This window comes from Clostridium sp. 'White wine YQ' (assembly GCF_028728205.1).
Taxonomy (GTDB): Bacteria; Bacillota; Clostridia; order Clostridiales; family Clostridiaceae; genus Clostridium_T.
In genome coordinates this window covers 14,477-38,207 of the sequence record NZ_JAQYUU010000013.1, presented here as the reverse complement: position 1 = coordinate 38,207, position 23,731 = coordinate 14,477, and the positions used below count along the sequence as shown (strand labels likewise).

At 30.7% G+C, this 23,731-nt stretch carries 26 protein-coding genes; 2 read left to right on the top strand and 24 right to left on the bottom strand.

Going from position 1 to position 23,731, the window contains the following annotated elements; all coding sequences use genetic code 11:
* Positions 1–31: 31 nt before the first annotated feature.
* The 14 genes from PTZ02_RS19035 to PTZ02_RS18970 form a co-directional block, all read right to left on the bottom strand.
* Positions 32–2,962: a sigma 54-interacting transcriptional regulator gene (locus PTZ02_RS19035; RefSeq protein WP_274229320.1), complete on the bottom strand. Its 2,931-nt coding sequence runs from the start codon at positions 2,960–2,962 to the stop codon at positions 32–34.
* A gap of 565 nt (positions 2,963–3,527) precedes the next feature.
* On the bottom strand, positions 3,528–5,324 hold the full coding sequence (locus PTZ02_RS19030; RefSeq protein ID WP_274229332.1) for a helicase-related protein: 1,797 nt from the start codon (positions 5,322–5,324) through the stop codon (positions 3,528–3,530).
* 490 nt (positions 5,325–5,814) lie between these two features.
* Positions 5,815–6,345 (bottom strand): ECF transporter S component, encoded by a 531-nt coding sequence (locus PTZ02_RS19025; RefSeq protein ID WP_274229319.1) that lies wholly within the window; start codon positions 6,343–6,345, stop codon positions 5,815–5,817.
* A 121-nt stretch (positions 6,346–6,466) separates the two neighbouring features.
* Entirely contained in the window at positions 6,467–6,811 is a 345-nt protein-coding gene (locus tag PTZ02_RS19020; RefSeq protein WP_274229318.1) for a hypothetical protein, read from the bottom strand.
* Between the two features lie 43 nt (positions 6,812–6,854).
* Positions 6,855–7,649 (bottom strand): ElyC/SanA/YdcF family protein, encoded by a 795-nt coding sequence (locus PTZ02_RS19015; protein WP_274229317.1) that lies wholly within the window; start codon positions 7,647–7,649, stop codon positions 6,855–6,857.
* 18 nt (positions 7,650–7,667) lie between these two features.
* On the bottom strand, positions 7,668–8,408 hold the full coding sequence (locus PTZ02_RS19010) for an MBL fold metallo-hydrolase (protein WP_274229316.1): 741 nt from the start codon (positions 8,406–8,408) through the stop codon (positions 7,668–7,670).
* A 20-nt stretch (positions 8,409–8,428) separates the two neighbouring features.
* Positions 8,429–9,226, bottom strand: coding sequence for a M55 family metallopeptidase (locus tag PTZ02_RS19005; protein WP_274229315.1), 798 nt, complete (start codon positions 9,224–9,226; stop codon positions 8,429–8,431).
* Between the two features lie 27 nt (positions 9,227–9,253).
* Positions 9,254–9,808, bottom strand: a complete 555-nt coding sequence (locus tag PTZ02_RS19000; protein WP_274229314.1) for a GNAT family N-acetyltransferase — start codon at positions 9,806–9,808, stop codon at positions 9,254–9,256.
* Positions 9,809–9,827: 19 nt separating this feature from the next.
* Positions 9,828–10,385 carry an NUDIX hydrolase gene (locus PTZ02_RS18995; RefSeq protein WP_274229313.1) on the bottom strand — a complete coding sequence of 186 codons (558 nt, stop codon included), beginning with the start codon at positions 10,383–10,385 and terminating at the stop codon, positions 9,828–9,830.
* Between the two features lie 117 nt (positions 10,386–10,502).
* The gene (locus tag PTZ02_RS18990) at positions 10,503–10,805 is read right to left on the bottom strand and encodes a Dabb family protein (RefSeq protein ID WP_274229312.1); all 303 of its coding nucleotides are present in this window, start codon (positions 10,803–10,805) and stop codon (positions 10,503–10,505) included.
* Between the two features lie 344 nt (positions 10,806–11,149).
* Positions 11,150–12,214, bottom strand: a complete 1,065-nt coding sequence (locus tag PTZ02_RS18985; RefSeq protein ID WP_274229311.1) for an acyltransferase family protein — start codon at positions 12,212–12,214, stop codon at positions 11,150–11,152.
* Positions 12,215–12,335: 121 nt separating this feature from the next.
* Positions 12,336–12,773, bottom strand: coding sequence for a hypothetical protein (locus PTZ02_RS18980; RefSeq protein WP_274229310.1), 438 nt, complete (start codon positions 12,771–12,773; stop codon positions 12,336–12,338).
* Between the two features lie 72 nt (positions 12,774–12,845).
* On the bottom strand, positions 12,846–13,682 hold the full coding sequence (locus tag PTZ02_RS18975) for a polysaccharide deacetylase family protein (protein ID WP_274229309.1): 837 nt from the start codon (positions 13,680–13,682) through the stop codon (positions 12,846–12,848).
* Between the two features lie 11 nt (positions 13,683–13,693).
* Entirely contained in the window at positions 13,694–14,038 is a 345-nt protein-coding gene (locus tag PTZ02_RS18970; RefSeq protein WP_274229308.1) for a winged helix-turn-helix transcriptional regulator, read from the bottom strand.
* Positions 14,039–14,165: 127 nt separating this feature from the next.
* On the opposite strand from PTZ02_RS18970, the gene PTZ02_RS18965 reads away from it, so the two are divergent.
* Positions 14,166–14,558 (top strand): pyridoxamine 5'-phosphate oxidase family protein, encoded by a 393-nt coding sequence (locus PTZ02_RS18965; protein WP_274229307.1) that lies wholly within the window; start codon positions 14,166–14,168, stop codon positions 14,556–14,558.
* A 76-nt stretch (positions 14,559–14,634) separates the two neighbouring features.
* Here the strand turns inward: PTZ02_RS18965 and PTZ02_RS18960 are convergent, their stop codons facing one another.
* Genes PTZ02_RS18960 through PTZ02_RS18950 form a run of 3 tightly spaced genes read right to left on the bottom strand, consistent with a single transcriptional unit; the run spans position 14,635 to position 16,668 of the window.
* Complete coding sequence (locus PTZ02_RS18960; protein WP_274229306.1) at positions 14,635–15,477, bottom strand: nucleotidyltransferase domain-containing protein; 843 nt, start codon at positions 15,475–15,477, stop codon at positions 14,635–14,637.
* 39 nt (positions 15,478–15,516) lie between these two features.
* Positions 15,517–15,984 carry a GNAT family N-acetyltransferase gene (locus PTZ02_RS18955; RefSeq protein ID WP_337993002.1) on the bottom strand — a complete coding sequence of 156 codons (468 nt, stop codon included), beginning with the start codon at positions 15,982–15,984 and terminating at the stop codon, positions 15,517–15,519.
* A gap of 36 nt (positions 15,985–16,020) precedes the next feature.
* The gene (locus PTZ02_RS18950) at positions 16,021–16,668 is read right to left on the bottom strand and encodes a flavodoxin family protein (protein WP_274229304.1); all 648 of its coding nucleotides are present in this window, start codon (positions 16,666–16,668) and stop codon (positions 16,021–16,023) included.
* 175 nt (positions 16,669–16,843) lie between these two features.
* Here PTZ02_RS18950 and PTZ02_RS18945 point away from each other — a divergent pair, with 175 nt between their 5' ends.
* Entirely contained in the window at positions 16,844–17,776 is a 933-nt protein-coding gene (locus PTZ02_RS18945; protein WP_274229303.1) for a metallophosphoesterase, read from the top strand.
* A gap of 54 nt (positions 17,777–17,830) precedes the next feature.
* On the opposite strand, the gene PTZ02_RS18940 is transcribed toward PTZ02_RS18945, so the two are convergent.
* The 7 genes from PTZ02_RS18940 to PTZ02_RS18910 all read right to left on the bottom strand — a co-directional run bounded on the left by PTZ02_RS18940 (position 17,831) and on the right by PTZ02_RS18910 (position 23,331).
* Complete coding sequence (locus tag PTZ02_RS18940) at positions 17,831–19,177, bottom strand: B12-binding domain-containing radical SAM protein (protein ID WP_274229302.1); 1,347 nt, start codon at positions 19,175–19,177, stop codon at positions 17,831–17,833.
* An 89-nt stretch (positions 19,178–19,266) separates the two neighbouring features.
* On the bottom strand, positions 19,267–20,121 hold the full coding sequence (locus PTZ02_RS18935; protein ID WP_274229301.1) for an ABC transporter permease: 855 nt from the start codon (positions 20,119–20,121) through the stop codon (positions 19,267–19,269).
* Positions 20,118–21,026 carry an ABC transporter ATP-binding protein gene (locus tag PTZ02_RS18930; RefSeq protein ID WP_274229300.1) on the bottom strand — a complete coding sequence of 303 codons (909 nt, stop codon included), beginning with the start codon at positions 21,024–21,026 and terminating at the stop codon, positions 20,118–20,120. The genes PTZ02_RS18935 and PTZ02_RS18930 overlap by 4 nt, the downstream gene beginning before the upstream one ends.
* 121 nt (positions 21,027–21,147) lie before the next feature.
* Positions 21,148–21,993: a DUF4367 domain-containing protein gene (locus PTZ02_RS18925; protein ID WP_274229299.1), complete on the bottom strand. Its 846-nt coding sequence runs from the start codon at positions 21,991–21,993 to the stop codon at positions 21,148–21,150.
* Between the two features lie 58 nt (positions 21,994–22,051).
* A complete protein-coding gene (locus PTZ02_RS18920; protein WP_202765822.1) occupies positions 22,052–22,261 on the bottom strand; it encodes a helix-turn-helix domain-containing protein in 210 nt (69 codons plus the stop codon).
* A 21-nt stretch (positions 22,262–22,282) separates the two neighbouring features.
* Entirely contained in the window at positions 22,283–22,735 is a 453-nt protein-coding gene (locus tag PTZ02_RS18915; protein WP_274229298.1) for a DUF2975 domain-containing protein, read from the bottom strand.
* Between the two features lie 251 nt (positions 22,736–22,986).
* Complete coding sequence (locus PTZ02_RS18910; RefSeq protein WP_274229297.1) at positions 22,987–23,331, bottom strand: hypothetical protein; 345 nt, start codon at positions 23,329–23,331, stop codon at positions 22,987–22,989.
* Positions 23,332–23,731 lie beyond the last annotated feature (400 nt).

The following is a 23,731-nucleotide window of genomic DNA, read 5'->3' as shown; positions in this document are numbered from 1 at the left end:
CTCCGTGCCAAGTTTTTGGCATCTTTTGATTTTATGAAAACATTTTCTTTATTTCTTTATTCGAATCTTTTGAACCTAGCTCTATTAAAAGGTTTTCATCTCTAATCATAGAAAATAATTTTCTTATTTCATCTCTGTTATTTTCTTTAAGTGCCAACATAAAAACTAAATCTACCATTACATCCTTATCCCACTGTATTGGATTTTTTAGTTTTGCAATTGATATGGCAGGTTTTATAACATTCTCTGGCAATCCATGTGGAATAGCTACCTTATTATTAAATATTCCACTTCCCATGGCTTCTCTTTTATAAATACTTAATGCAAATTTCCCATTTACATATCCTTTATTCTCTAGTGCTTGTGTCATTGTATCTATTACATCTTCCTTAGATAATGCATCTAAATCCAAATAGATAAGTTCTTCATTAATTAAATCCACTAAACTTTCTGCCTTCTCTTCTTCTTTTTCTTCTTCAATATATAAATCCATTAATTTTTCAATTCTACTAATTCCCGTACCACTTAATAAGCTTTCATATGAAATAAATGGTACATTCGATACTTTTGGATTAATGGTTCCACATACTGCTACTATTTCATATTCATCAGATAGTCTACTTACTTCCTCTTCTATATCATGTTGATCTATAAAACCTATTGGGAATATTTTTATTCCTGTATTTTTTCTATCAAGATGATTCTCAATAAACTTTTTAATATTTAAGGCATTTCCTTGCCCAGTTAAGCAAACTGTTACCAATGCTTTTTTCTTATTCTTTAAGAACTCTTTATTTGCAATCTCATTTTTGAAGGTTCCTTTATATATTTTTGCTTCATTTAATTCTTTAACAATATTATCTAAATTATCTCCCTCAATTGATGCCTTTCTTACAGCTTCTAATGCTATAAGCGTATCCACTCTTCCAATAGTTTTTGTTCTTATTCCTGTCACTTCTTGAACTACTGATGCGAATCCCCCAAGTGAACCCATGTCAACAAGCAATAAACATCCTTTTCCTTCATCCACCTGCTTTACTACCTTTATAGTTCTTTCTAAAGCATCTTCTGGTGATTCATCTAGTTCAATCTCAATACCAATAGCATCATCTACACCCAGTAATTGGTTTGCAACTTCAGCCATACCTTCAGCTACGTGTCCATGAGTAATTATTATTACCCTTACCTTAGGCTCTAAAATTAGCTCATCTGAACAGAATTTCTTAATATATAAAGCAATGTATCCACATTCGTCTTCTGGAATTTTTAGTTTTGTTGCTTTTTCTATCATCTTTCTAATCTTTTCTGCTATTTCAAATTCTTGAACCAGTTCATTTCTATTCTTATTGATATTTGATTTGATGATTTTCTTGCCAGTTAATATTCTTTCAATTGTAAAGTTAATGTGTATTGCAAGTGCAATAAAGAAACTCTTGTTTATTACCTGATACTTCTCTCTTACTATCTTAAGTATTCCTTCAGTTATATCTATAACTTCTGGTCTAACTATTGTTTTTAACTCATTTATGTTTAAAAGCTTTGCTATATTTTTATTATTCATTATCTTTCCAAGCTTATTTTCAACCTTCTCATGAAGTATTTCATCGATTTCCTCTACCTTAAGCCCCTGCTTTTCAAGAGTCTGATATTCATTTTCTATATATTGATAGATTTCATTTTCATTTACATATTGATTTATTTCATTTCTATAGCCTTCCATGTTTTTAATATCAATATATAGATCATCTGTAACCAAATTCATTACTGTCTTATTAGCTGTTCCACCTTTTAAGAATGAGCTTTTAATGAAATTACTTAAATCCTCTAAATCTATAACTACCTCATCAGTATTTTTAGACATATACTTAACATAACTTTTAGCACATATTACTTGTACATCACTTTTTAATTGTCCAATATTTCCTTGACAGTTATATAACATAAGACTCATTAAAACATCTCTGCAAACTAAAAGGTTTTTATTAATTCTATTTGCCTCTCTTACCAAAAACATTATTAGTATTTCTAATCTTTCTGATAGAGGTCTATCTATTAATTTAGGTAATTCTATAAGCATTGGAATTCTACGTCTAAATGTTAATAATAGATTTGATTCGGGGTTTTCTGTTGTTGCTCCTAATATTAGAACGTTTACTTTTCTTTCTGTATTAGTTTCCCCTAATCTTCTATACTTGCCCTTATCTATTAAATAGAATAGTATTTCCTGCCCTTCCGGTGGAAGTCTATGAATTTCATCTAAGAACAATATTCCTCCGTTAGCCTTTTCAACCAATCCATCTCTATCAGCATTAGCACCTGTATACGCACCTTTAACTACACCAAACAATTGAGAAATTAACAGGTTAGGATTTTCAGCATAATCTGCGCAGTTAAAAATTATAAATGGTGCATCTTTTGACTTTACATTATTACTGACTGCAAACTCATACATACATTCAGCTAACTCACTCTTACCTACTCCTGTTCCTCCATAAATTAATGTATGGAGTCCATTTGGTGGATATAGTATAGCCGCCTTAGCTAAATCTATTTTGTTTTTTAAACTTCCATTAGCCCCAATTAATTTGTTGAAACCTGTATCTTGCGTATGCATTTTAGGAACTAAACTTTCCTCAATTTCACTTATTTCTTTTTCCTTTGGAAGAAAATCCTCCTCGAATTCCTTTAATACTCTGGAAATAATGTTTCTTGAAATTTTGTATCCTCTATCTATCATTAATTCTGTTAATTTTCTTTCTGATACATTGGGACTTAATGATAATATTTCTTTCAAATCCTTGAGTAAAATATCTTTTCTTCTATCCCTTGAGTCTGGAATATTTTGTTTGTTTCTTTCATTTATTACTTTTATCCTAGGCATTGATAACATATCAGCAAGTTCTTGATCTGTATATGGATTTTTCTTATCCTCGCTGCTAATAATCTCGCTTATTTCCCTCATTTATTACCCCTCCTTTATTCATAATCTATAGGGAACTTAAAATTAACCCTCCTCTAACCTATAATATTCGACCAATTACGACTTTTTTTTGGTGTACTATAATTTTATCAGTTCTTACGATTTTTGCATTAACTTTTTGTTCATTTCTTGTTCATAATTTTACCATGTGCTATAATTTGCATAACAATTTATGCCACACTAAAAAATCAAGCAACATTTATGCCAACATAATGCTAATTGATAATTAATCAATGATTTCTTTTGAACACTTTATTCCACTTTCACTCTTTTAAAGCTTTTTCCATGTATTTTAACTTTTTTGATTATATAATATCATCAAATTTAACTTATTAATATATTGGTAATTTATCTTTTGCAATATTCTGAAAACATTATTAGCTTTTCATAATTATTGTTATATTTTCAACATATATGTTTATTCTTTAAGAAGGTGCTTCGAAAGTAATAATAGGGTCAATAGATGAATACTCTTTAAATAAAAGAACCAGCCTAACAATAAAAAACTGTTATGCTGGTTCCTTGATTTATAAATCAACCTCTTAATTTATAGATTCTCTTCCATCTTAATTATATAATTATCTTTATTTATATCACCTAAAAGCTTATTTATTCTATTACCTACTTTTATTCTTTCTTCTTTTATCCATTCATTATCTATTTCTATATTGAAATTCTTACCGAAGGAATAATATATGCCAACTTTTTGATAATATAATTCCCAATCTGTTAATTCATTTATAAAATTTCTAGGCTTACTTAGTTCTTTCTTATTCCCTATAAATATTTCATCTATATAGTTTAGAAAGGTTACCATAAGTTCTCTTTCACTAACGTCAAATGGAATCTTCATCAATTTCCACTCATCCATTTGAGATAACTTATAATATTTTATATTTTCTAGCTTAATTATATATTCGCTTATATCCATCTTTCTATAGATCTTGCCTTCTACGTCTCTAATGCTCCAAAGTGCAAGTTTATCTTTAAGTGGTATATTTTTAATATTAATTATAGCCTCACTTGGACCTAAAACTACTTCCCAAATATCTTCATCTTTAGTTTCGATATTATATCTAATAAAATCTATGTTATCACCATACGCTGATACATACCCTTCATTATATATTCCTTTTCTTCCTGCTCTCCCTGCAATTTGTTTTATTTCCTGAGAAGTCAGATTTCTAACTTGATTACCATCAAATTTCCTTGTATCCATAAATACAATTCTTTTTAGTGGCAAATTTACTCCCATTCCTATGGCATCAGTAGTTACAAGCACTTTATTATCACCATCTATAAATGCCCGATATTGCTTCTTTCTAACTTCTGGAGGCAAATCTCCATAAATAACACTAGCATTTACCCCATTGTCTACTAAATACTTAGCTAACTCTAGGACCTTCTTCTTAGAAAATACTACTAGCCCATCTCCAGCTTTAACATTCTTAAGCTTAAAGGATTTGTCTTCTACGATTAGTGGTATATCTCTTTTATATTCATAAAATTCATACTCATCACCACAGGATTTAATTATTTTTATTAATATATCTTTTGTATTTAATGCCCCACAAACATGAACTTCTTTGGCCTTTACTCCTAATATAGCTCTAGTCCAAGCAAATCCCCTAAAATCATCAGCGATCATTTGAATTTCATCTATGACTGCCAAATCATATTCTTCATCTATATTAAGCTTTTCAATAGTACAAGATAGATGGGTTGCTCCATCAATAATTTCTTCTTCCTCACCTGTAACTAGATTAGTTTTGACTCCTTCAATATTTAATCTTGTGAAATTTTCCAAGGCTAAAATTCTGAGTGGCGAAAGATATACTCCTTTTGTAGAATTTTTTAAAGATTGTAATGCATTATAGGTTTTACCAGTATTCGTTTCACCCAAGTGCAAGTAAAACTTTCTCTTTATTTTCCTAGTTTCCTTATATTCATCTTTAGGATCCGTCGGGAAAGCTTTATCAAATTCTCTTTCTAATATCCTCGGAATATGCTTAGTTAAAAGAACACTTAATATTCCTGACTTTATAAATCCATCATAATCTTCACTTACAGTCTTTTCAAAGCTAAAGTCCGTTCCATTTTTTCTATTATAATCTTCTATTATTCTTTTTGACACATATTTATATATTTCCATGTAATCATAATATACATCTTTATAACCTCTAAAGCCGTTGTCTTTCATTGATTTCAATTGCTTAATTTTTTTCCTTAAAGTAACTTCTTGTTCCATTAGACTATTATTGTTTGAGTTTTTTACTAGTTCTTCTATATGAATAATTTGGTCTTTTAATCTTCTGAATTCTCTATCCTTACTTTTTTTCAAAATTAAGCCCCCTTTTACGCAAAATTAGTACTCTTCTTTAGTTATAGATGTACATCAAATTCCTCAAATCCCTTTCAGCAATTTAGCTAGATAGTTTACAATTGATGATATACTCGTATTTCCTATAATATTACTATACACATTATAAGCCAATATAATTATGAATAGTGTTAAAAGAATATATATTATAATTAAGTATATTAACTCTCTCACGCTATTATATCTATTTTTAGCTTTATAGCTCCCCATAATAATCCCCCATTGTTTCGTTAATAATTTCAATAAACCTATTATAAGTTTATTTATACCTCATAACAAACTCATTAACTGGTTATTATAGGTTGCTCTTAACCATTTATTACCTTTTTATCTTTATTTACTATAAAATCCTTTGCTTTTCTTTCATTATTAGCATTCTTTTGCAATAACAAAAAAGTCCAACTATAATATTGGACTTTTTTGTTATATTATTCTTAATATCAATTTGTGTACATTATAAATCATTTAATAAATTAATTCCACTTTTCTTAATTAATGGCTTTAATACGATTGACACAGGTATTGTTATCACAATTGCTATTGATGTAGTAATTAATGAACTACCTAATCTCATAATTGCTCCACCATATCCATATAGAAATAGATTTAATATGAAATATCCACCTAATGATACTGCTCCTCCTAAAATAAATCCAATTACATTTACTAAATGATTATCTCCTTTTCTCCCCCCAGAAAAAGCAATAGCTCCAGCTAACAAACCCGTTAATCCTTTAATAGCAAAAGTAAATATTGATATACTTGCATATGCTGGATCTAATAAATCAAAAAGTCCTGAGCCAATTCCTCCCGCTAATCCTGCACCCTTTCCTAAAAAAATTGCTCCGATAAAAATTGCAGTGGTTCCTAAATGTATCATAGTCTTTCCACCTGGATAATAAATCGGAATGTTAATATATGTTCCAGCAAAGACTAAAGCTGCAAACATTCCTACTAGCACGATTCTTTTTGTTTTATTTTTCATTAAAATACCCCCTTTAAATTAATATACATTATATTCCAACTACCTATAAAAGCAAATGTATGGGTTCATTTGCAGCGACTACTTATATTATAAAAAAAAGATGAATCTTTCGATTCATCTTTTATCTTGTATGATCATAGTCTGTATCAATACTAATGTCAAAACTACCCTCTTCATTAATATTGTTAATCTTAACTAATATTTCTCTATTTTCCCCTGCAAATAATCTTTCATATATCTTATATTCATGTTTGTTCCCATTTGCGTCCAGGTGATACATCATTAAAGAAGTCTCATCTTCAATACCTGAAGTATTTATACCTGCACTATTTCCAAACCCTGCAACTATTTTTTTAATTCTAGGATCTTTCCACTTATATCCCTCATATGTGAAATATAAATCCTTCACAGCACTTTTAGTATTGTTATCTACAAATATTCTGATTTCTCCAACCTTCAAAAACACTTTTACCCCTCCATCTTTACACCTTTGTATACTTAATTATATATCATCTAATATATTCTGCATATAAACTAGTTAACATTTCATATGCACTATTAACTTCTTCTGGTATATCCACATGTCCTATAAATCCACTTCCTTTAGGACCATATCCCTTTTCATCATCTCTTAACCTTGGTATCTCTCCCATAATAAGAGATATAAATCTTTCCATATCCCAAAGTCCATAAATATTCTTATCTTCAAATTCAAGTTTTCCTTGAGTTTCCTTTATTAAAGGTATAAATGCTGCATAATTTATTAAAGTTACTCCTTCATCTTTCCATGCTTTTTTAAAACATTCACAAGTTCTTAACTGCATTGTTGGATCTTGCATTAGCAAAATTGTTTTTGGATTTAATTTCTTTCTTTTCAAAACTTCATAAGCTTCATCTGCATTGGCTCCACAATTAGTCGACTTATTTTCAATTATTATCGTTTCCTCTTCAATCTCTTGATATTTAACAATTATATCCTTTAATATGTCTGCCTCTGAACGATTTTCACTGTGTATATCTTTATATTTTTGGCTGTTTTTTATATTGTTTACTAAATACTTAGTAGAATGCCCCACTCCCCCTACTATCATTATTTCATCTGCTAAGTTATTTTTAAATGCTCTTGCACCCTCTTCTGCTATAAATGGAATTGCATTTCCTAAAATAATTAGTAAATCAACTTTTTTAGTCCCATACTTTTTTATCAGTTCGGCAGCTGATAATTCCTCTATATCTTTTGAGGCTAAAAACTTTATTATGGTATTAAATGCTTCGGCTATTTCTCTAACATCTTTACTGGACATACTTTCACCTTCTATTATTTAAGCTTCTCGAGATAATTCACTAATTCGTTCATTAACATTTTTTTCATAAAGCCCACCATGATAGCATATCACTTTTTCAATATCATACTTTTTAAGTTTCTCCAATGATTTATCGCTTAGATTTGTATCATAATTTATATTTGGAGATGCCTTAGATAAAACCCCATCATTTACAGTCAACAAATCTCCTGCAATAAGAACCTTATTTTTTTTGATATATAAACAAATATGCCCTGGCGTATGTCCCGGTGTATAGATTACTTCAGTACCTCCTACAAAAGTAAGCTCTTCTCCATCTTTTAATGTTTTATCTACCCTTACTTTACTCAAACTAAATCCTGCCTTAAGTTTTTCATACATACCTTTCATCTCATTTGGCATCGAACTTAAACTTTTCTCTAATTTAGCTAATTTAACTGGAGTTTCATCTCCTTGAATATACTTTTTCTCTTCTTCATGACATAAAACCTTTATTTCATTTTCTGAATTCTTAACTAAGCTTAAAGCACTTCCTATATGATCAATGTCTTGGTGAGTAAGTATTATAGTATTCAATCTATCAATATCAATTCCTGCTGATTCAATGGCTTCATTTATCTCCTTCATCTGACCAGGAAATCCAGTATCAACTAATATAACATTTTCTTCATCCCATATAAGTACTGGGTTAATACTACTTTCTCTTCCCATAACATTTGCTTTTATTTCTAACATCTCAATTCCATTTGCTATTTTCATTTAATCCCCTCCAGTTTCTCTTAAGCTAAAAAGTGAAATAATCTTAATACTTCATAGTAATCATTAGTAGTAAACTCTATAACCTTTGGGCTAACTAATTTTACTCCTGGATAAAAAGAATTTCTATATGCAGTTTCATGTTTCTGATATGCTATTTCAACTTTAAAATTACTCGGCAAAGTAATTCTACACAGGTTATAATCCTCTTTTAATGCTTTTTTGACTAAGCTTTTTGTAGCTTCTATTGCCTTTCTAGGATGAATACTTACGGCACTTCCTCCTATTCCCTCTTTAACAGCTAAAGTTTTGATATTTCCATTAGTTAAACTTACTTCTTCAATCAATCCTTTATCTCCACTAACAAAAACTACTGGAACATCATATAAGGCAGCTGCATATGCATTAATTAAAAATTCACTTACATAAATGTCATTTAATTTTATATGTGATATTGACGTATTTAGTGTATGTGCTAAGGGACTAGTCCCGCTACCCGCCCTTGAATGGTATCCTATAAACATGGTTGCATCAAAGCTGCTATCTAATCCACTTACCATACTCATAGGATCACCAGTCCATCCACTAGAAAGTTTTACATACTCGGGAAGTTCATTAATGTCAATATTTCTAGCACTATCATGTGCATCTTTTACATAGATTTCACTAGCTCCTGCTTCAAAAGCTCCTTCACATGCTGCCTTAACTTCTTTAGTCATTTGGTTTGCAAATCTTTCAAAATCACTATGATTTTTTTCTGTTTCACTCCAGCTAGTAACACCTGTTATACCCTCGATATCTACACTTATATAAATCTTCATATTTTACCTTCCTTATAAAAATGAATATTAGAAATCTGCTTTTAATATAGAGTAGTATTTGCAATCTACCAATATCCCTTTATTATTTTTATTTATCTTTCTTAAAACACCTTCAAATTGCAAACTGCATTTCTCCATAACCTTCCCTGAGGCTATGTTTTCTATAGCATGTCTTCCTGTTATTCTTTCAAAACCTACTTCATTAAATGCAAATTTAATTACTTCCTTAAAGGCTTCTGTTGTTATTCCCTGTCCCCATAGTCTTCTGCTTATACAATAACCAATCTCACAATTTTCATTTCGGTTATCTATGTTCATAAGGCTCATAGAACCTATTACCCTACAAGTTTCTTTTAATTCTATCGCCCAGTTATAATTCTGATTATTAGTATAATCATTTACCCAACTCTCAATAGTTCTTTTTGTAGTTTCTATAGTTTTATGAGTTGGCCAAGTTAAATATTTAGTTACCTCCTCATCAGACGCCCAGTTATTATACATGTCCTCAGCATCCCATACCTTAAAGGGCCTCAGTCTCAGCCTTTCAGTTTCTATTACCTTGGTACCTACGTGATTTAGCAAAACACCCATCCCCCACTTTTTAAAGTAACTTAATCTTTGAAATTATTTTTGAATATACTTTTTTCATATGTGGTTCATTACTAGCATCAACTACCTCATCAATTGGAATCCACTTAACTCCACTATTTTCATCTTCCTTAATTATCAGTTCCTCTTCTTCATCTGCTTCAAGTAAATAGGTTACTGATAAATGCAGATGGGCAGACACATAATTTCCATTTTTCACATGACCTGCTACAGGTAATACATCTAACGAAAATATTTCAGTAGTTATAGGGCTTGCTATCTTTATTCCGGTTTCCTCTCTTGCTTCTCTTATAGCTACTGCTAATAGATCCTTTTCTCCATCTGAATGTCCTCCTGTCCATCCCCAAGAATCATATATATTATGATAAATCATAAGAACTTTATCTCTTTCCTTATTTAATACAAATGCTGAACTTGTCATATGGGCAATTTCATTCTCTCTTGTTAAGACATTTTCAAATGCATTTATATAATAGAGCATCATTTCCTTGTCTTTTTTTTCTTGTTCATTATAAGGATTATATCTTTCGATATCATTTACCCAACTCATATTTTTCCCTTCTTTCTGGCTAGGTTAATAATTATTATAAATTCCTAAAGAGTAAAAAAAGCACTCTTCGTTATATATTAAACGCCAGTGCTTTCATCCAAAATTGTAATATGTTTATTATACTTCGTAATCTGCCACAACTCTTTCACTTACAACGCTTCTTACAAATCCAGCAACTTTTAAGTGTTCAGGATGATTTTGATATATATCTAGTCCTTCTACTGTATCGAATTCTGAATAAAGCACTATATCAAAAGCTTGTGCAGTTTCATTTATGTTTATGCCTACTTCTATAGCTTTTATTGTATCTATTTTATTTTTTAAGCTTTCTAATCCTTCTTTTATTTTTTTAGCATTCTCTTCTTTACTATTTCCTTCTGCAATATCTTTCAATTTCCACATTACTATATGTTTAACCATAAACTCACCTCTATATAAGATTATATTATTGAATATTTTACCACACTTTAAGTTTTTTATATATATTCTTTATGTAAATAAAAAGAGAAGGTAATAAAATTAACTAATCCCTTCTCTTTACTAACTTAAATATTATCTTACTTATAAAGCTAATCTTTTTTATGTGTTTTCTTGCTATGTTTAGTACCTTTATTATTAGCTTTCTTTTCTTTTTGCTGTTGACTTGAGACCGATGCATCCTTTTTTTCTCCCATAACATTTTTTCCTCCTAGCATAGTAAGTTTATATTATTATTTTCTTCAAAATAGGAATTATAATGTTATGAAATTTATAGAAAAAGTAACTTATTTATTTATTCCAAACAAAAATCGCGTAATAGATATTCTTTTTAAAATTTCATAAGCTAGTATTGTTAGTAGAAAACTAGCTACTATTATAACAACCACTTGTATACTAATTGAGGATATGTTTTTTAATGCATAATACCCCACTAATACTACAAAAGATTGATGGAAAACATAAAATGGGAATGATGCCTTAGTGAAATATTTGGTAATTCCATTTGTAAAGTTTAAATAATGTTTTCCCATACCAAGAATCGCTAGAATGCCAATCCAAGTTAGAAATCCTTCAAAAATATCATATATAGTTCCATAGGAACATTTTAATACATTTTGAAATACCAAATTCAAAACTGTTAAGAATATTAACGCTATAAATAACATCCATCTATTTTTTTCAAGTTTCTCTTGAACTCTATCTTCAGATAGTACTAAATAGCCAAGCATAAATAACGCAAAATATTCACCTAAGCTCTTTCCACTTATATCTAAAATCAATTTCATAATTAGAAAAATCAAAAACATAGGAAGTATCTTTAGTAAAGAAAGCTTGTCTATAGGCATCTTTCTATTACTTTTTCGATATCTTATTATAATTGGTAGCGATATTAAAGAAATAACATACAAATACAAAATAAACCACAAATGTGCTGGTGTTAATCCTCCAGTATATCCTGTTAAATCATTTATTTTTGTAAAAAACAATATATATTGATGAAAATATCCCCCACTATATCCGTTATGAAATTTTTCGGCATAAAAAGTTTGTATTGGAACTAATAATAAAATACCAGATATTAATGGGATCAATAATTTTGATTTTCTTTCATTAATGTATTCTTTAGGAGATCTTTTGGTAAGTGCATAACAAGAACTCATTCCTGCAATAACGAATAATATAGGCATAAACCATGGATATGTTATTTGTATAAATCCAGTAAGTAAAGGCACTCCATCACTTTTCACATAGAAGTTCTCTCCAAAGTTATTATAAATCATACAAGTATGGAAAGGTATGAGCAGTAAAATACACATCCATCTAATATTATCTAAAAAATATTTTCTCATTGATTAATTCCTTTCATGCCATTATTATTTCAATTATATACCAAATACCATTATTTTAAAATACTCCTGAACCAAGCTATTTATATAAAAAAGAAGATGCATTTTCACTGCATCTTCTTTTCTATTCCTTTAAATTTCTATATATTAATTCATCCTCGTTTATATTATCAAGTCCTTTAGGTATCTTAGTATTGGGATCATCTGTAGTTCCCTCCATACTAGTAATTATTTTCTTAGCATCTTCTATATTTCTATCACTCACTTCAGCCACTACCTTGCAATTTATACTAGCTATTTCATCAAAACCACCCATTCCACTTGCCATTGGACTTGCTGCTGCAAGTGGAGAATTAGCTCCCTCTTCTCTATTACCTATTCCACCAGAAACAGCCTGCGATAAACTTGGTATCACATCTGAACCCACAAGACCACTTTGGGAATATGCATCATTCCTATGTTCATTTATATCTACGAATGCACCTTTAAATCCTGCGTTTCTAAGCTTTTCAACTGCCTCATTTGCATTTTTTATACTTTCAAAGTAACCTTCTATTTTCATTAGCCCACTTCCTTTATTATTTTATATGATTATTGCTTATCTTATTATCCCAAAGGAAGTAGAAATTTATCCTTAAATCTCTATAGTTGCGCCTGCTTCTATTTTAATAATTTTCTCTGAGTGTTCAAACCAAACTGTTATACTTGATGGATTTTTTACTCTTTTACCATCAACGCTAAATTGTAATCTGTTATAAGCATCAATATAGTCATAAATCTCTATATTAGTTGCATACCAAATATCATTTCTATTTCCAACATATTTAGCAAAATCTTCGATTAAGCCCCAATTATTATTAGCTTCAAATTCATAACTATGACCCCATAAATAAAATAAATATGGTCCTTGAGTTACTTTATCCTCAATAAACTTCTTTGTAAGCTTTTCAAAATCTGGTGCTGTATGATGACAAGTTGCAGATAACCTAAGCCAATCTTTTGGAATTTTAAAATCTTTTGAAGGAATTACAGTTCTTGCATACGCTATACCACATAATCTAAGTGCCTCTACTACATCATCACTAAAAGTACCATATGGATATGCCATTCCACGCACAATTGTACCAAATTGCTTTTCTAGATTCTCCCTATCTTTTATTATTTCATTTACAGCCATATGAGCAGGTAACTGTTCTAGAAATGGATGTGTTAAGGAATGTACTGCAATTTCATGACCTGAATTCATAAAAGTTTCCTTAATCTGTTTTTCTGTCATTCTACGATGAACTTGTCCTTCTGGATAAACCGTTCCTTCTTCAGCATATAGTCCACTATTTAAGTTAAAGGTTCCTTTTAATCCATACTTATTCATAATCTCCACAAGCTTTATATCTTGTTCGACACCATCATCATAACTTAACGTAAGTGCCTTTTTCTTACCTTCTGGAAATCTTAAAAAAATATTTGCCATAATAATTCTCCTTAATTAGATTTTTTATTTTCAAGAGATTTAATATATTTATCTCCCCAAATTTTAAACTGCTCTAATACAGGCTTAAATTCATGCCCTAAATCCGTAAGTGAATATTCTACCTTCGGTGGTATTTCTGAATAAATATATCTGCTAACTAATCCAAAGTCTTCAAGCATTCTCAATTGCTTTGTTAATGTAGCTTGTGTGATATCTCCAATTCTTCTTTGTAATTCTCCATAACGAACAGCTCCATCACTTAAGTGATACATAATAAGAATCGACCATTTCCCTGAAAATACTTTCTGTGCTGTAGTATATGGACACTTTCCAAAAAGACATTTTGAGTTTTCCATTTCATCTTCCTCCTTAGTATCTTTTAGATACTAACATTATATAAAAATCGTACTTGTTATTTCAGTTGTACATGTTATTATTATTGCATAACTAATTTTAACACATATAAATAGGGGGAGCAATAATATGGAAAAAGCATTAGAATTTTTAAAGGAATGTGGTACTTTTTATATCGCCACAACTGAAGGGGATCAACCAAGAGTTAGACCTTTTGGTGCTGTATTTGAAAATGAAGGAAAGTTATACATTGTTACAAACAATACAAAAAAATGTTTTAATCAAATGTTAGAAAATCCTAAAGTTGAAATATCAGGAATGAATAAGGGTCAATGGATTCGTTTAGCTGGAGAAGTTAAGCATGATGATAGACGTGAAGTTAAAGAACTAGCTCTAGAAACTATTCCATCTTTAAAAAATATGTACAGTATTGATGATGGTATTTTTGCAGTTTTATACTTCACTAAAGGAACTGCTACTATTTACTCATTTAAAGGCGAACCAGAAACATTTTCACTATAATATAGTTCTATTTTAGAATTTTTCTCATAGTTAAAAAGGATAGGAAAACCTATCCTTTTTTATATATGAAAGAATCTTATATATATTTTTTACATAGTTCTTCCACTTCTTTTATAATTCCTGATAATTGCTCTATCAGGTTTTCTATATCTTCTGGTTCAGCTGTTAATGAGCAAAATAACTTTTCAATTCTGCCCTCAAAATTTCGTGGTGTAATTTTAAAAGCACATGCATTGGTTAATGCACCTTTTTCATTCATGATGTATGTTTCATTTAGTGCATATACAACTTGAGTAAGGCATGAAACTGCACGATAAAAGCATCCATAAGCATATACGATATCTTTTTTTGCTACGCTTTTACTAGCTATTGAGCATGAAAAACCTGCTTCCCATAAAAACTTTTCTACTATTCCTCTTTTTATAGCATGAGGATATGGAGTAATTTTATCTTTTAGTTTAGCTATATTATTATTTTCATCCAAAAGTATTTTACAGTAAAATATTTCTGCTACATAAATAGAATTCACAAATCCATGCGGGTGTCCTGCTTGATAATCAATTGTAATCTTACCATTTAAACATTCATCTATAACAGAACCTACCTTATTTAAATCTCTTAATAAAAAGTCTACTGTAATTCCATCAATATTTAGCCAGCCTCCACCATTTATCCATGGTCCCCATTCCCCTATTTTTGTTATAAGGTTTGAACGATGCGTATCATCTAATTCAGTAGCTATTCTACTCATGCTTTCTAAATCTAATTTTGAACGGTCAGAATAATATATTCCAATATCTATATCTGATTTTTCTGAAAAACTCCCCTTTGCTCTTGAACCTCCAAGGACAACACACTCAATACCTCTCACTTTCTTTAGAGCATTCTTTATTTTATCAATAGTCATTTCAATTTCCAAAACAAATCCCGCCTCTCCATAGCTATTTAAATTTACATTCTATGAGCCACTTTTTCTAGTTTTCATCATTAAATGCTCTGTTATTCCATCCCTATACAGACTAGGTATTGCCCCTACTTCAATATACCCAATTTTCTCGTATAATCTTTTTGCATCTGGGTTGAAATCTGCTACTACCAAGAACAATTTTGAATAGTCTTTAAAACAAGTATCTTCAAAGAATTGTAGTAACATTTTTCCTATTCCTAGGTTACGACTATCTTCTTTTACTGCAATTATATGCAGGTATGGAAATGAGTGAAATACGCCATTTAAAATAAACCAAATGAATCCTCTACAGTTATTGTCATTATCTATAGCAATATATATTTCTTCTTTTTTAAAGCCGTCTTCCAATGCTTTTCTGGCACTTCCTAGCTTTGAAAAATATCTTTTTCCTAATTCAGAATTTACTAAAGCTTCTTCACAATCCTTTAGGTAATCACAGTTCCCTTTTACAACTTCCATCTCCACTTTCTCCCTTCATTTAAACCTTCTATTTCTTTAAGCTTTTTTTACAAGCCTCACTCCCATTTCAAATGATTCTTTACAATCAATAGGGAACTGTTCATCTCTTTGCTTCTCCTTTGCTTCTTTTGAGAAAATAGAAGATTCATACTTATCATAATCAGTAAATTGATATGTGTCATAGCAATATAAAAGTTCTAGTTGTCTTCCTAGCATTCTTTCAATATGCTTCTGGTGTGTTTTTAAGACTCCTTTAATTCCAGACTCATTACTTAGTTTTTCGTTTATATTCATGGTATAAATAAAACCTGCTTGGACTTTTCTTGGAAAAACCGTTGGTATTTCTGTACTATATATACTATGAGAAAATAGAAAGCGTTCTAAAAGAGCTAGCATTGATGATGTAATATTCATATAGTAAATTGGAGACCCAAAAATAATAGCATCTGCTGTTTCTAACTTTTCAAGAATAGGTGTTAAATCATCATTCATCGCACATTTGCCATGCACTCCATCTTTTCTTTTACATGCAAAGCAACTTATGCATCCCTTGTATTCTATATCATATAAATTTATAATTTCAGTTTCTGCCCCTTGAGACTCCGCTCCCTCAAGCGCTTTATTTAGCAAAGTTGCTGTATTCCATCTTTTTCGTGGACTTCCGTTAACTGCAATAATTTTCATAGTTATCCTACTCCTTTTCATTTTAACCATTATGTACTAATATAATTATATAACCAACTATTATGGATTTTAAAATATAACTTTAAATATATTCTCATATTAAAGGGTAGATTACTTATATAGTCGATTTGTTTTTATGTTAATACTAAATTATTAGTCATAAAAGAGGTGTGCTATGATATCAGAAAAGAAGCTTGCAAGAAAAAGATTAACGGAAGCTTATAATAATGCAAAAATTGAATACTTTGATAACAACTCTAAATATATATTTTTTAGTGACTGCCATAGAGGAGATTGTACACCATCTGATGAATTTGCAAAGAATCAAAATATCTTTCTATTCGCATTAGAATATTATTATAATAACGGATACACTTACGTAGAAGTTGGGGATGGAGATGAACTTTGGGAACACTCTAATTTTAAACATATAAGACTTGCACATGATGAAGTATATACCCAATTAAAAAAATTCTTTGATTCTGATAGATTTATTATGTTATATGGTAATCACAATATACAACTACAATATAAAGATTATGTGGAGAAGAATTTTTATAAATTCTACGACGATTATAATGAGGAAGATATAGAATTATTTCCTGGAATTACTCCACATGAAGCAGTAGTGTTTAGGCATAAAGATACTGGTCAAGAAATATTAACTGTTCATGGTCATCAAGGAGACAGAATGAATGATGAATTCTGGAAATTCACTTTGCTTACGGTTAGATATTTTTGGAGATTTCTTCACTCAATAGGGTTTATAAATCCTGCGAGCCCCGTAAAAAGCGCTGAAAAGATTCATAAAATTGAACGTATTTATAGTAGTTGGATTGAAATGAACAAAATTATGATCATCTGTGGACATACTCATAGGCCTCATTTTCCTAAAATCAATGAATTACCATATTTCAATGACGGATCCTGCGTTAGAGCAAGCGGAATACAAGGAATTGAAATATCTGATGGGCAAATAGCACTTATTGAATGGAGAATAAGAACTGATTCATCAGGAGATCTCCATATTAAAAGAAGAGTCTTAAGAGGTCCTGAACCAATCGAAGCCTTTGATTTAAGAAAAAATAAAACAAATGACTCAATATAAATGTATTCAAAAAAACAGCAGTAATATATATAAATATTACTGCTGTTTTTCTTCTTACTTTATTCTATAAGATAACCATCTAAAAAATCTTCCTATATTTCTAAAAGAAACTACATCACAAATTAGTTCTGTAAGCTTTCCAAACTTTCTATAAAATAAGTTAAATGCTAGAAAAGGAATCCATTGCTTTTTAGATTTTGGTAATCTTTTTATTATATTTTTAAAGGTGTACACCTCTTTATATATCCATAAATAGCCCTCATACAATTCTTCTGCAGTCATATTTTTAGGTTTGTACACCACATGTGCAGTATTATACCTGGATAAGTTAAAGTCTACAATTCTATTTTGCTCTAACAATGTTGAGTATAACTTTGTACCTGGATATGGAGTAAGAATATGTGAGGTTACCGTTTCGATCTTATTTTCAACTATCCATTCTAATGTATTCTTAAATACAGAAGAATCATCTTCATCTAATCCAAAGACGAAACTTGCATTTATCATTATTCCTCTTTTATGAATTTCATCCACAAGCTTCTCATATTTCTTCACACTATTTTGCACCTTATGCACACTATCTATTGACTTACTATTTATACTTTCAAATCCTATAAACAAACTTTGACAACCAGAAGCCTTCATTTCATCTAACAATTCTGGCATGTCCACTATATTGGATGTAACCGCTGCATTCCACTTTAGTTTAAGAGGCTTTATTTTCTCTAATAATTCTTTTGTCCATTTAGGATTTCCAATGAAATTATCATCAATAAACATTATGTGCCTTGTTTTTAATGCATTAATATCTCTAATTACATCGTCTATCGGTCTATTAATATAAGTTTTAAGAGAATTTGTGCAACTATTATAGCAGAAATCGCATTGAAATGGGCACCCTCTACTTGTGCTGATTATATTAGTATATAAATATTTATTGTCATCAATCATATCATATTTAGGTGATACTATTTCCGCTCCTGTTATATTCTCCATGTCGTAATATATCTTCTTAAGTGAATTATTTTCTTTATCCTCCAGGATTTTCTCCCAAACGCTCTCCGCCATTCCTACAGATATTGCATCAAAACTATTAATAGCACTCTCAGGATCTGCTGTAATATGTATACCTCCTGCAATTACAGTTACTCCACGTTTTCTAAACTCCTTTGATATCTCCACTGCTCTATTCATAACATCAACAGTTACAGTTATTGATACCAAATCTACAGGCTCATCAAAGTTTATTCTTTCAATATTTTCATTTTCAATAATAACTTCATGCTCTTTAGGAGTTAGATTTGCTATAGTCAGTAAAGCTAGTGAAGGAGACATTCTTGTTTTTAATTTTGTATCCATAGGTCTTGGTAACATTGCTGGTTGAATCAATTTAATCTTCATAACTTACCTCATAAAATAAATACTGCTTATTCTTAACCAATAGCAACAAACTAAAATTCGTCATTCACTACATTCATGTCCACTTCAAGTTAAGAAATATCTTTTAAGCTGAATTTTCTTATTGCCATAAGAACTAATCCCGGAATATATGCAAGTATATATATAATCATCCATATACTTGGAGTTGTACTTGTCATTCCACCTACTGCCATAAAAGGATTCCTAATGCTAATGCCCTCGAACATTGCTGAAAGCATTTGCCTGTATATTATATCAAAAGGAGAAATTAAGCTTGAAATGATTCCTAAGTTCACAAGGCTTTGATTTTGTAACATTGAGCCGATTACTTCCATTACTCCACCTATAAGACCCAGAATATATATTGAAATAATAAATATTCCGTTGCTTAATGTTTTAAATGAAGCACTTCCAAAAATAGAAAGGGATAGAATTGCTATGGGTTCAAGCGTAAAGAATAAAAGGCCCTTTATTATATTAAGAGGTTCTATTGTATTGACTATGGGAAGCTTAAATATTGTACTGATTGAAATTATGGCTACGAAGAGAAAAATCCCGTATAATACTGCCAGAATTCCCATCCCAATATATTTCCCAAGTACATAACTAGAACGTTTAATTGGACGGGTTATTATGGAATGTATCACACCGCTTTCAACTTCAGAAGAGATTGAACCTACAGAAACCATAATAGTGAGAAACGCTACAAGCATGCTTGAAAAGTAAAAACCCAGAAAGGATACTATATTTGAAGCTACATCAAGAGCATTTACTGTGTTTAATGTCCCCGTTCTGGTAAGGTCTTCTACGGCAAAATGGGTAATTAGCCCGAATAAAGTAAGATAAACAAAAGTAAAGGCTGCTACAAGTATTAGTATTTTTTTTCTTAAAGCTTCCTTGAAGGTTGCTGCTGCGATTGAAATCACTTCTTATCACCGCCCTCTATTAAACTTATAAACACATCTTCCAGTGAGCCCTTCTTTGGCGAAAGTTCAAATAATTTCCCTCCGCCGTTAATAATTATTGATGCTACATGGTGTATTGCTGCCTTGTCCTCAATCTCCATTTGTATCCTGTTATTTGAATAGTTAAGGCCGCTGTCGATATCTCTAAGCATATTTAAGACTTCTCTATTTAAGTCTTCCGCATGTATCTCAAGAATTAACTTACTTTGGAGTATATCATTCATTTTTCCATACTTAATTATAGATCCTTTTTTAATTATTGCTGCACTATCACAGACCGTCTCAACCTCACTGAGCAGATGGCTGTTAAGTAAAACAGTTTTACCGCTTGCCTTTAGACTAGTCATTATTTCTCTTACTTCTTTCCTGCCTACAGGGTCAAGAGCAGAAGTGGGTTCATCTAAAAAAAGAAGATCAGGGTCTGGTAAAAGGGCACAGGCTAAACCTATACGCTGCTGCATGCCCTTACTGTATGTGCCTACGCGATACTTCTCATGTCCTTTGAGCTTGACTAAGTCTAGTACCTCTTCCATCTTTAATTTAGCGCTCTTTTTGTCCAATTTATACAAGGAAGCATGAAAGGATAGTAGGTCTTTTCCTGTCATCCACTCCTGGTATTTGAAGTTTTCTGGCAGGTATCCTATTTTCTTTCTTACATCTATATCTCCCAGAGGCTTTCCTAGTACGAATGCCTTTCCACTGGTAGGGAACAAAAGCCCTACTAGCATTTTTATAAATGTGCTTTTACCAGCCCCATTAGGGCCGAGGAATCCAAAAATCTCACCTTGGTCTACAGATACCGTAATATCCTTGCAGCCAGTTTTATCTCCATAATTCTTCGTCAGATTTTCAGTCTCTATTACCATTATTACACCTCATCATCACAGTATTATATAGCTAACTTAATCTATTAATCTAAACTAACAGATTTTGGGTTGAAGCATCTAAGAAGAAGCAAGTTTAAATTAGCTTTCCTATTGATTATCCTTACCTCATAGACCTTGCAATATTTAAAATTTCTCCATTTTCTATTTCTCCTGATACAACATAAATAACACCCTTATCATACCAGATGACTGCAGATTCATGAGTACCTTCTGAATTACCATAATCCTTAGTCATATATCCCTTTGCACCGTTTATATCAACCTGTGTCATTTTTGAATCTACTACAGGAATGTAAAGTGCATTTTTCCAATCCTTTATAGACTTTAACTGTGACTGCAGATCCTGCGGAATTATAGGCATGTCTATAATAGCATTATATAACTCATCAACATTAACATCCTTAGGAACTATTATCTCAGGTGACTTTGTCTGTGTAATATTTATTAGCTTGTCATTTATTCTGTAGTTCATGGTTACCTGTGAAGTAAAATTCACCTTGAAGGTTTTTCCGTCTATATTTTCTGGAAGAAGCTTTGTAGATCCATAAGACTTCATTATCTGATTTACATTCTTCGCATTAAGTGTAAAATCCACGGATCTAGGTTCAACTATATTAATGCTTGGTATTGCACTGCCAAGATGGGATGGAAACTCTACGTCAATATCAGGAAGGTTCTTCACATCCTCCTGTGATGCTGACCTATTATCGCCCCCCTGCATCTTTATACTTCCTATTTTGTCAAGGCTTATCTCACCTTTGCCACTTGAAAGCTTCTGCTGTATCTGCTGTATGTCTTCAAGAGTTACAGTTATTCCTTTCATTTTCTCAACTCTGAAAATAGACAGCGTACTTGAAATTGCTGCTTTAACTGGTTGAACGGTTATACCTGCTGTGACTAACAATGCTGCACAGACTGCAATCACAAACTTTTTTTGCCTTAACATATAATTAAACACTCCCTTTTTCCATCATTAAATATCTCTATTTTTCAACACTCTTCGTTTATGTATCACTTCTATATTCTAAAATATCACCAGGTTGGCAGTCCAAAACCTTGCATATAGCTTCTAAAGTTGAAAATCTAATGGCTTTTGCCTTTCCATTCTTTAGTATAGAGAGGTTCGCCATGGTTATTCCAACTTTCTCTGAAAGTTCAGTTACACTCATTTTTCTTTTAGCCAGCATTACGTCAATATTAACTATAATCGCCATGTTATTTCCCTCCTGTATTCCTTACACTGTTAAATCATTTTCTTCTTTTAAGTCTATTGCCTCTTTTAAAAGTCTTTGAAGAACAGCTGCAAAGACCCCAATCACTGCCGAAGCAAAAATAATGATTAGTGGGAAGGCTACAAGTCCTGGTGCATCATCTGCATCTGCTACGGGATATAAGAACGGTACTATTACTGCAAATATAAGACTTATAGTAACTGCACAATATTTTATATTTTTTAAAGCATTTACAGATAGTTCCGAGAAGGCTTTGTTCTTATCAATATAACTTAAAAGTTTTAAAGCTTGATATAGTGCGATGAAATAAGTTATTGCTGTTACATACACTCCCATTATAATTGCTAAGTTGATATAATTTACAAATCCAGGCACCCAAAATATACAAAGTGCAAGAACTGGAATCCCAATAAGGATAACTGCTATCTTTAAGAAAATTGTTGAATATCGTTTCATGAGAAAACCTCCTGTATTCCTTATAATGTATGCAAAGAGTATTAATCTTTGTATATATGATAGCATTATATTTATCGTTTATCAATAAATTTTTATTGAATTTAGTTATGTTTTTATTGATTTAAGTTAATTGAAAGGCGAGATGCCACTTTGTAAAATGAAAAACCATATTAGAAAATGAGTATGAAAAATGAGCAAACAAAAAGACGCTAATGAAAACATATAGCGTCTTTTAATATCATCAACACTTGTTATTTAATAAGTTTGCTTAATCTATCTCTTAAAGTTATATCCTTCTCTATAAGCCAGCCTTCTTCCTCACAGATATTTCCCCATTGAACTATATTGTCTACCTCTTCTTTCGTAAGTTCAACAGATATTTTATCTATAATTTCTAAGTCTTCTTCATAATATCCATTGTACATTTTCAATGCATTAGTTTCACCTTTCAATCCTAAGGAATAAATAGGTTTATCATTTGCATCCTTATGATGTGCCACTACATAGAGCCTTACACCATGATTCTTTTTGTCAGCTTCTGAATTAATATGCTTTACCTTTACTAAAGTTCCTAACGATATATTATATTTGACCATAAAACCCACATCCTCTCAAATATATGAATTCTACTTAAACACTTTATATCCTTCTATTTCCATAATATTCTGATATAACCAATTCTTTTTCTTAATATATGGTTTAATTACCTTTTATAATACAGTTACTATAAACTTACAGCAATGTGCCCCTGAAAGTATTGATATTATTATGAAAATTATTCTAACTTGAATTATACAATAACGTCTTAGCACACCCATGAAACATAGAAATTAATCTGAACCCTATATATAAAAGTAGATTATGAGTGCTTTTTCTGTTAAAATGCTTCTTATCTGTACTTTACTTTATTATTGCTGCTACTATTTATAAAATAACTTATATCCCTAACTTTCAACTTAGTCCAGATTATTTAATAGTACTTAAAACAATTATAGA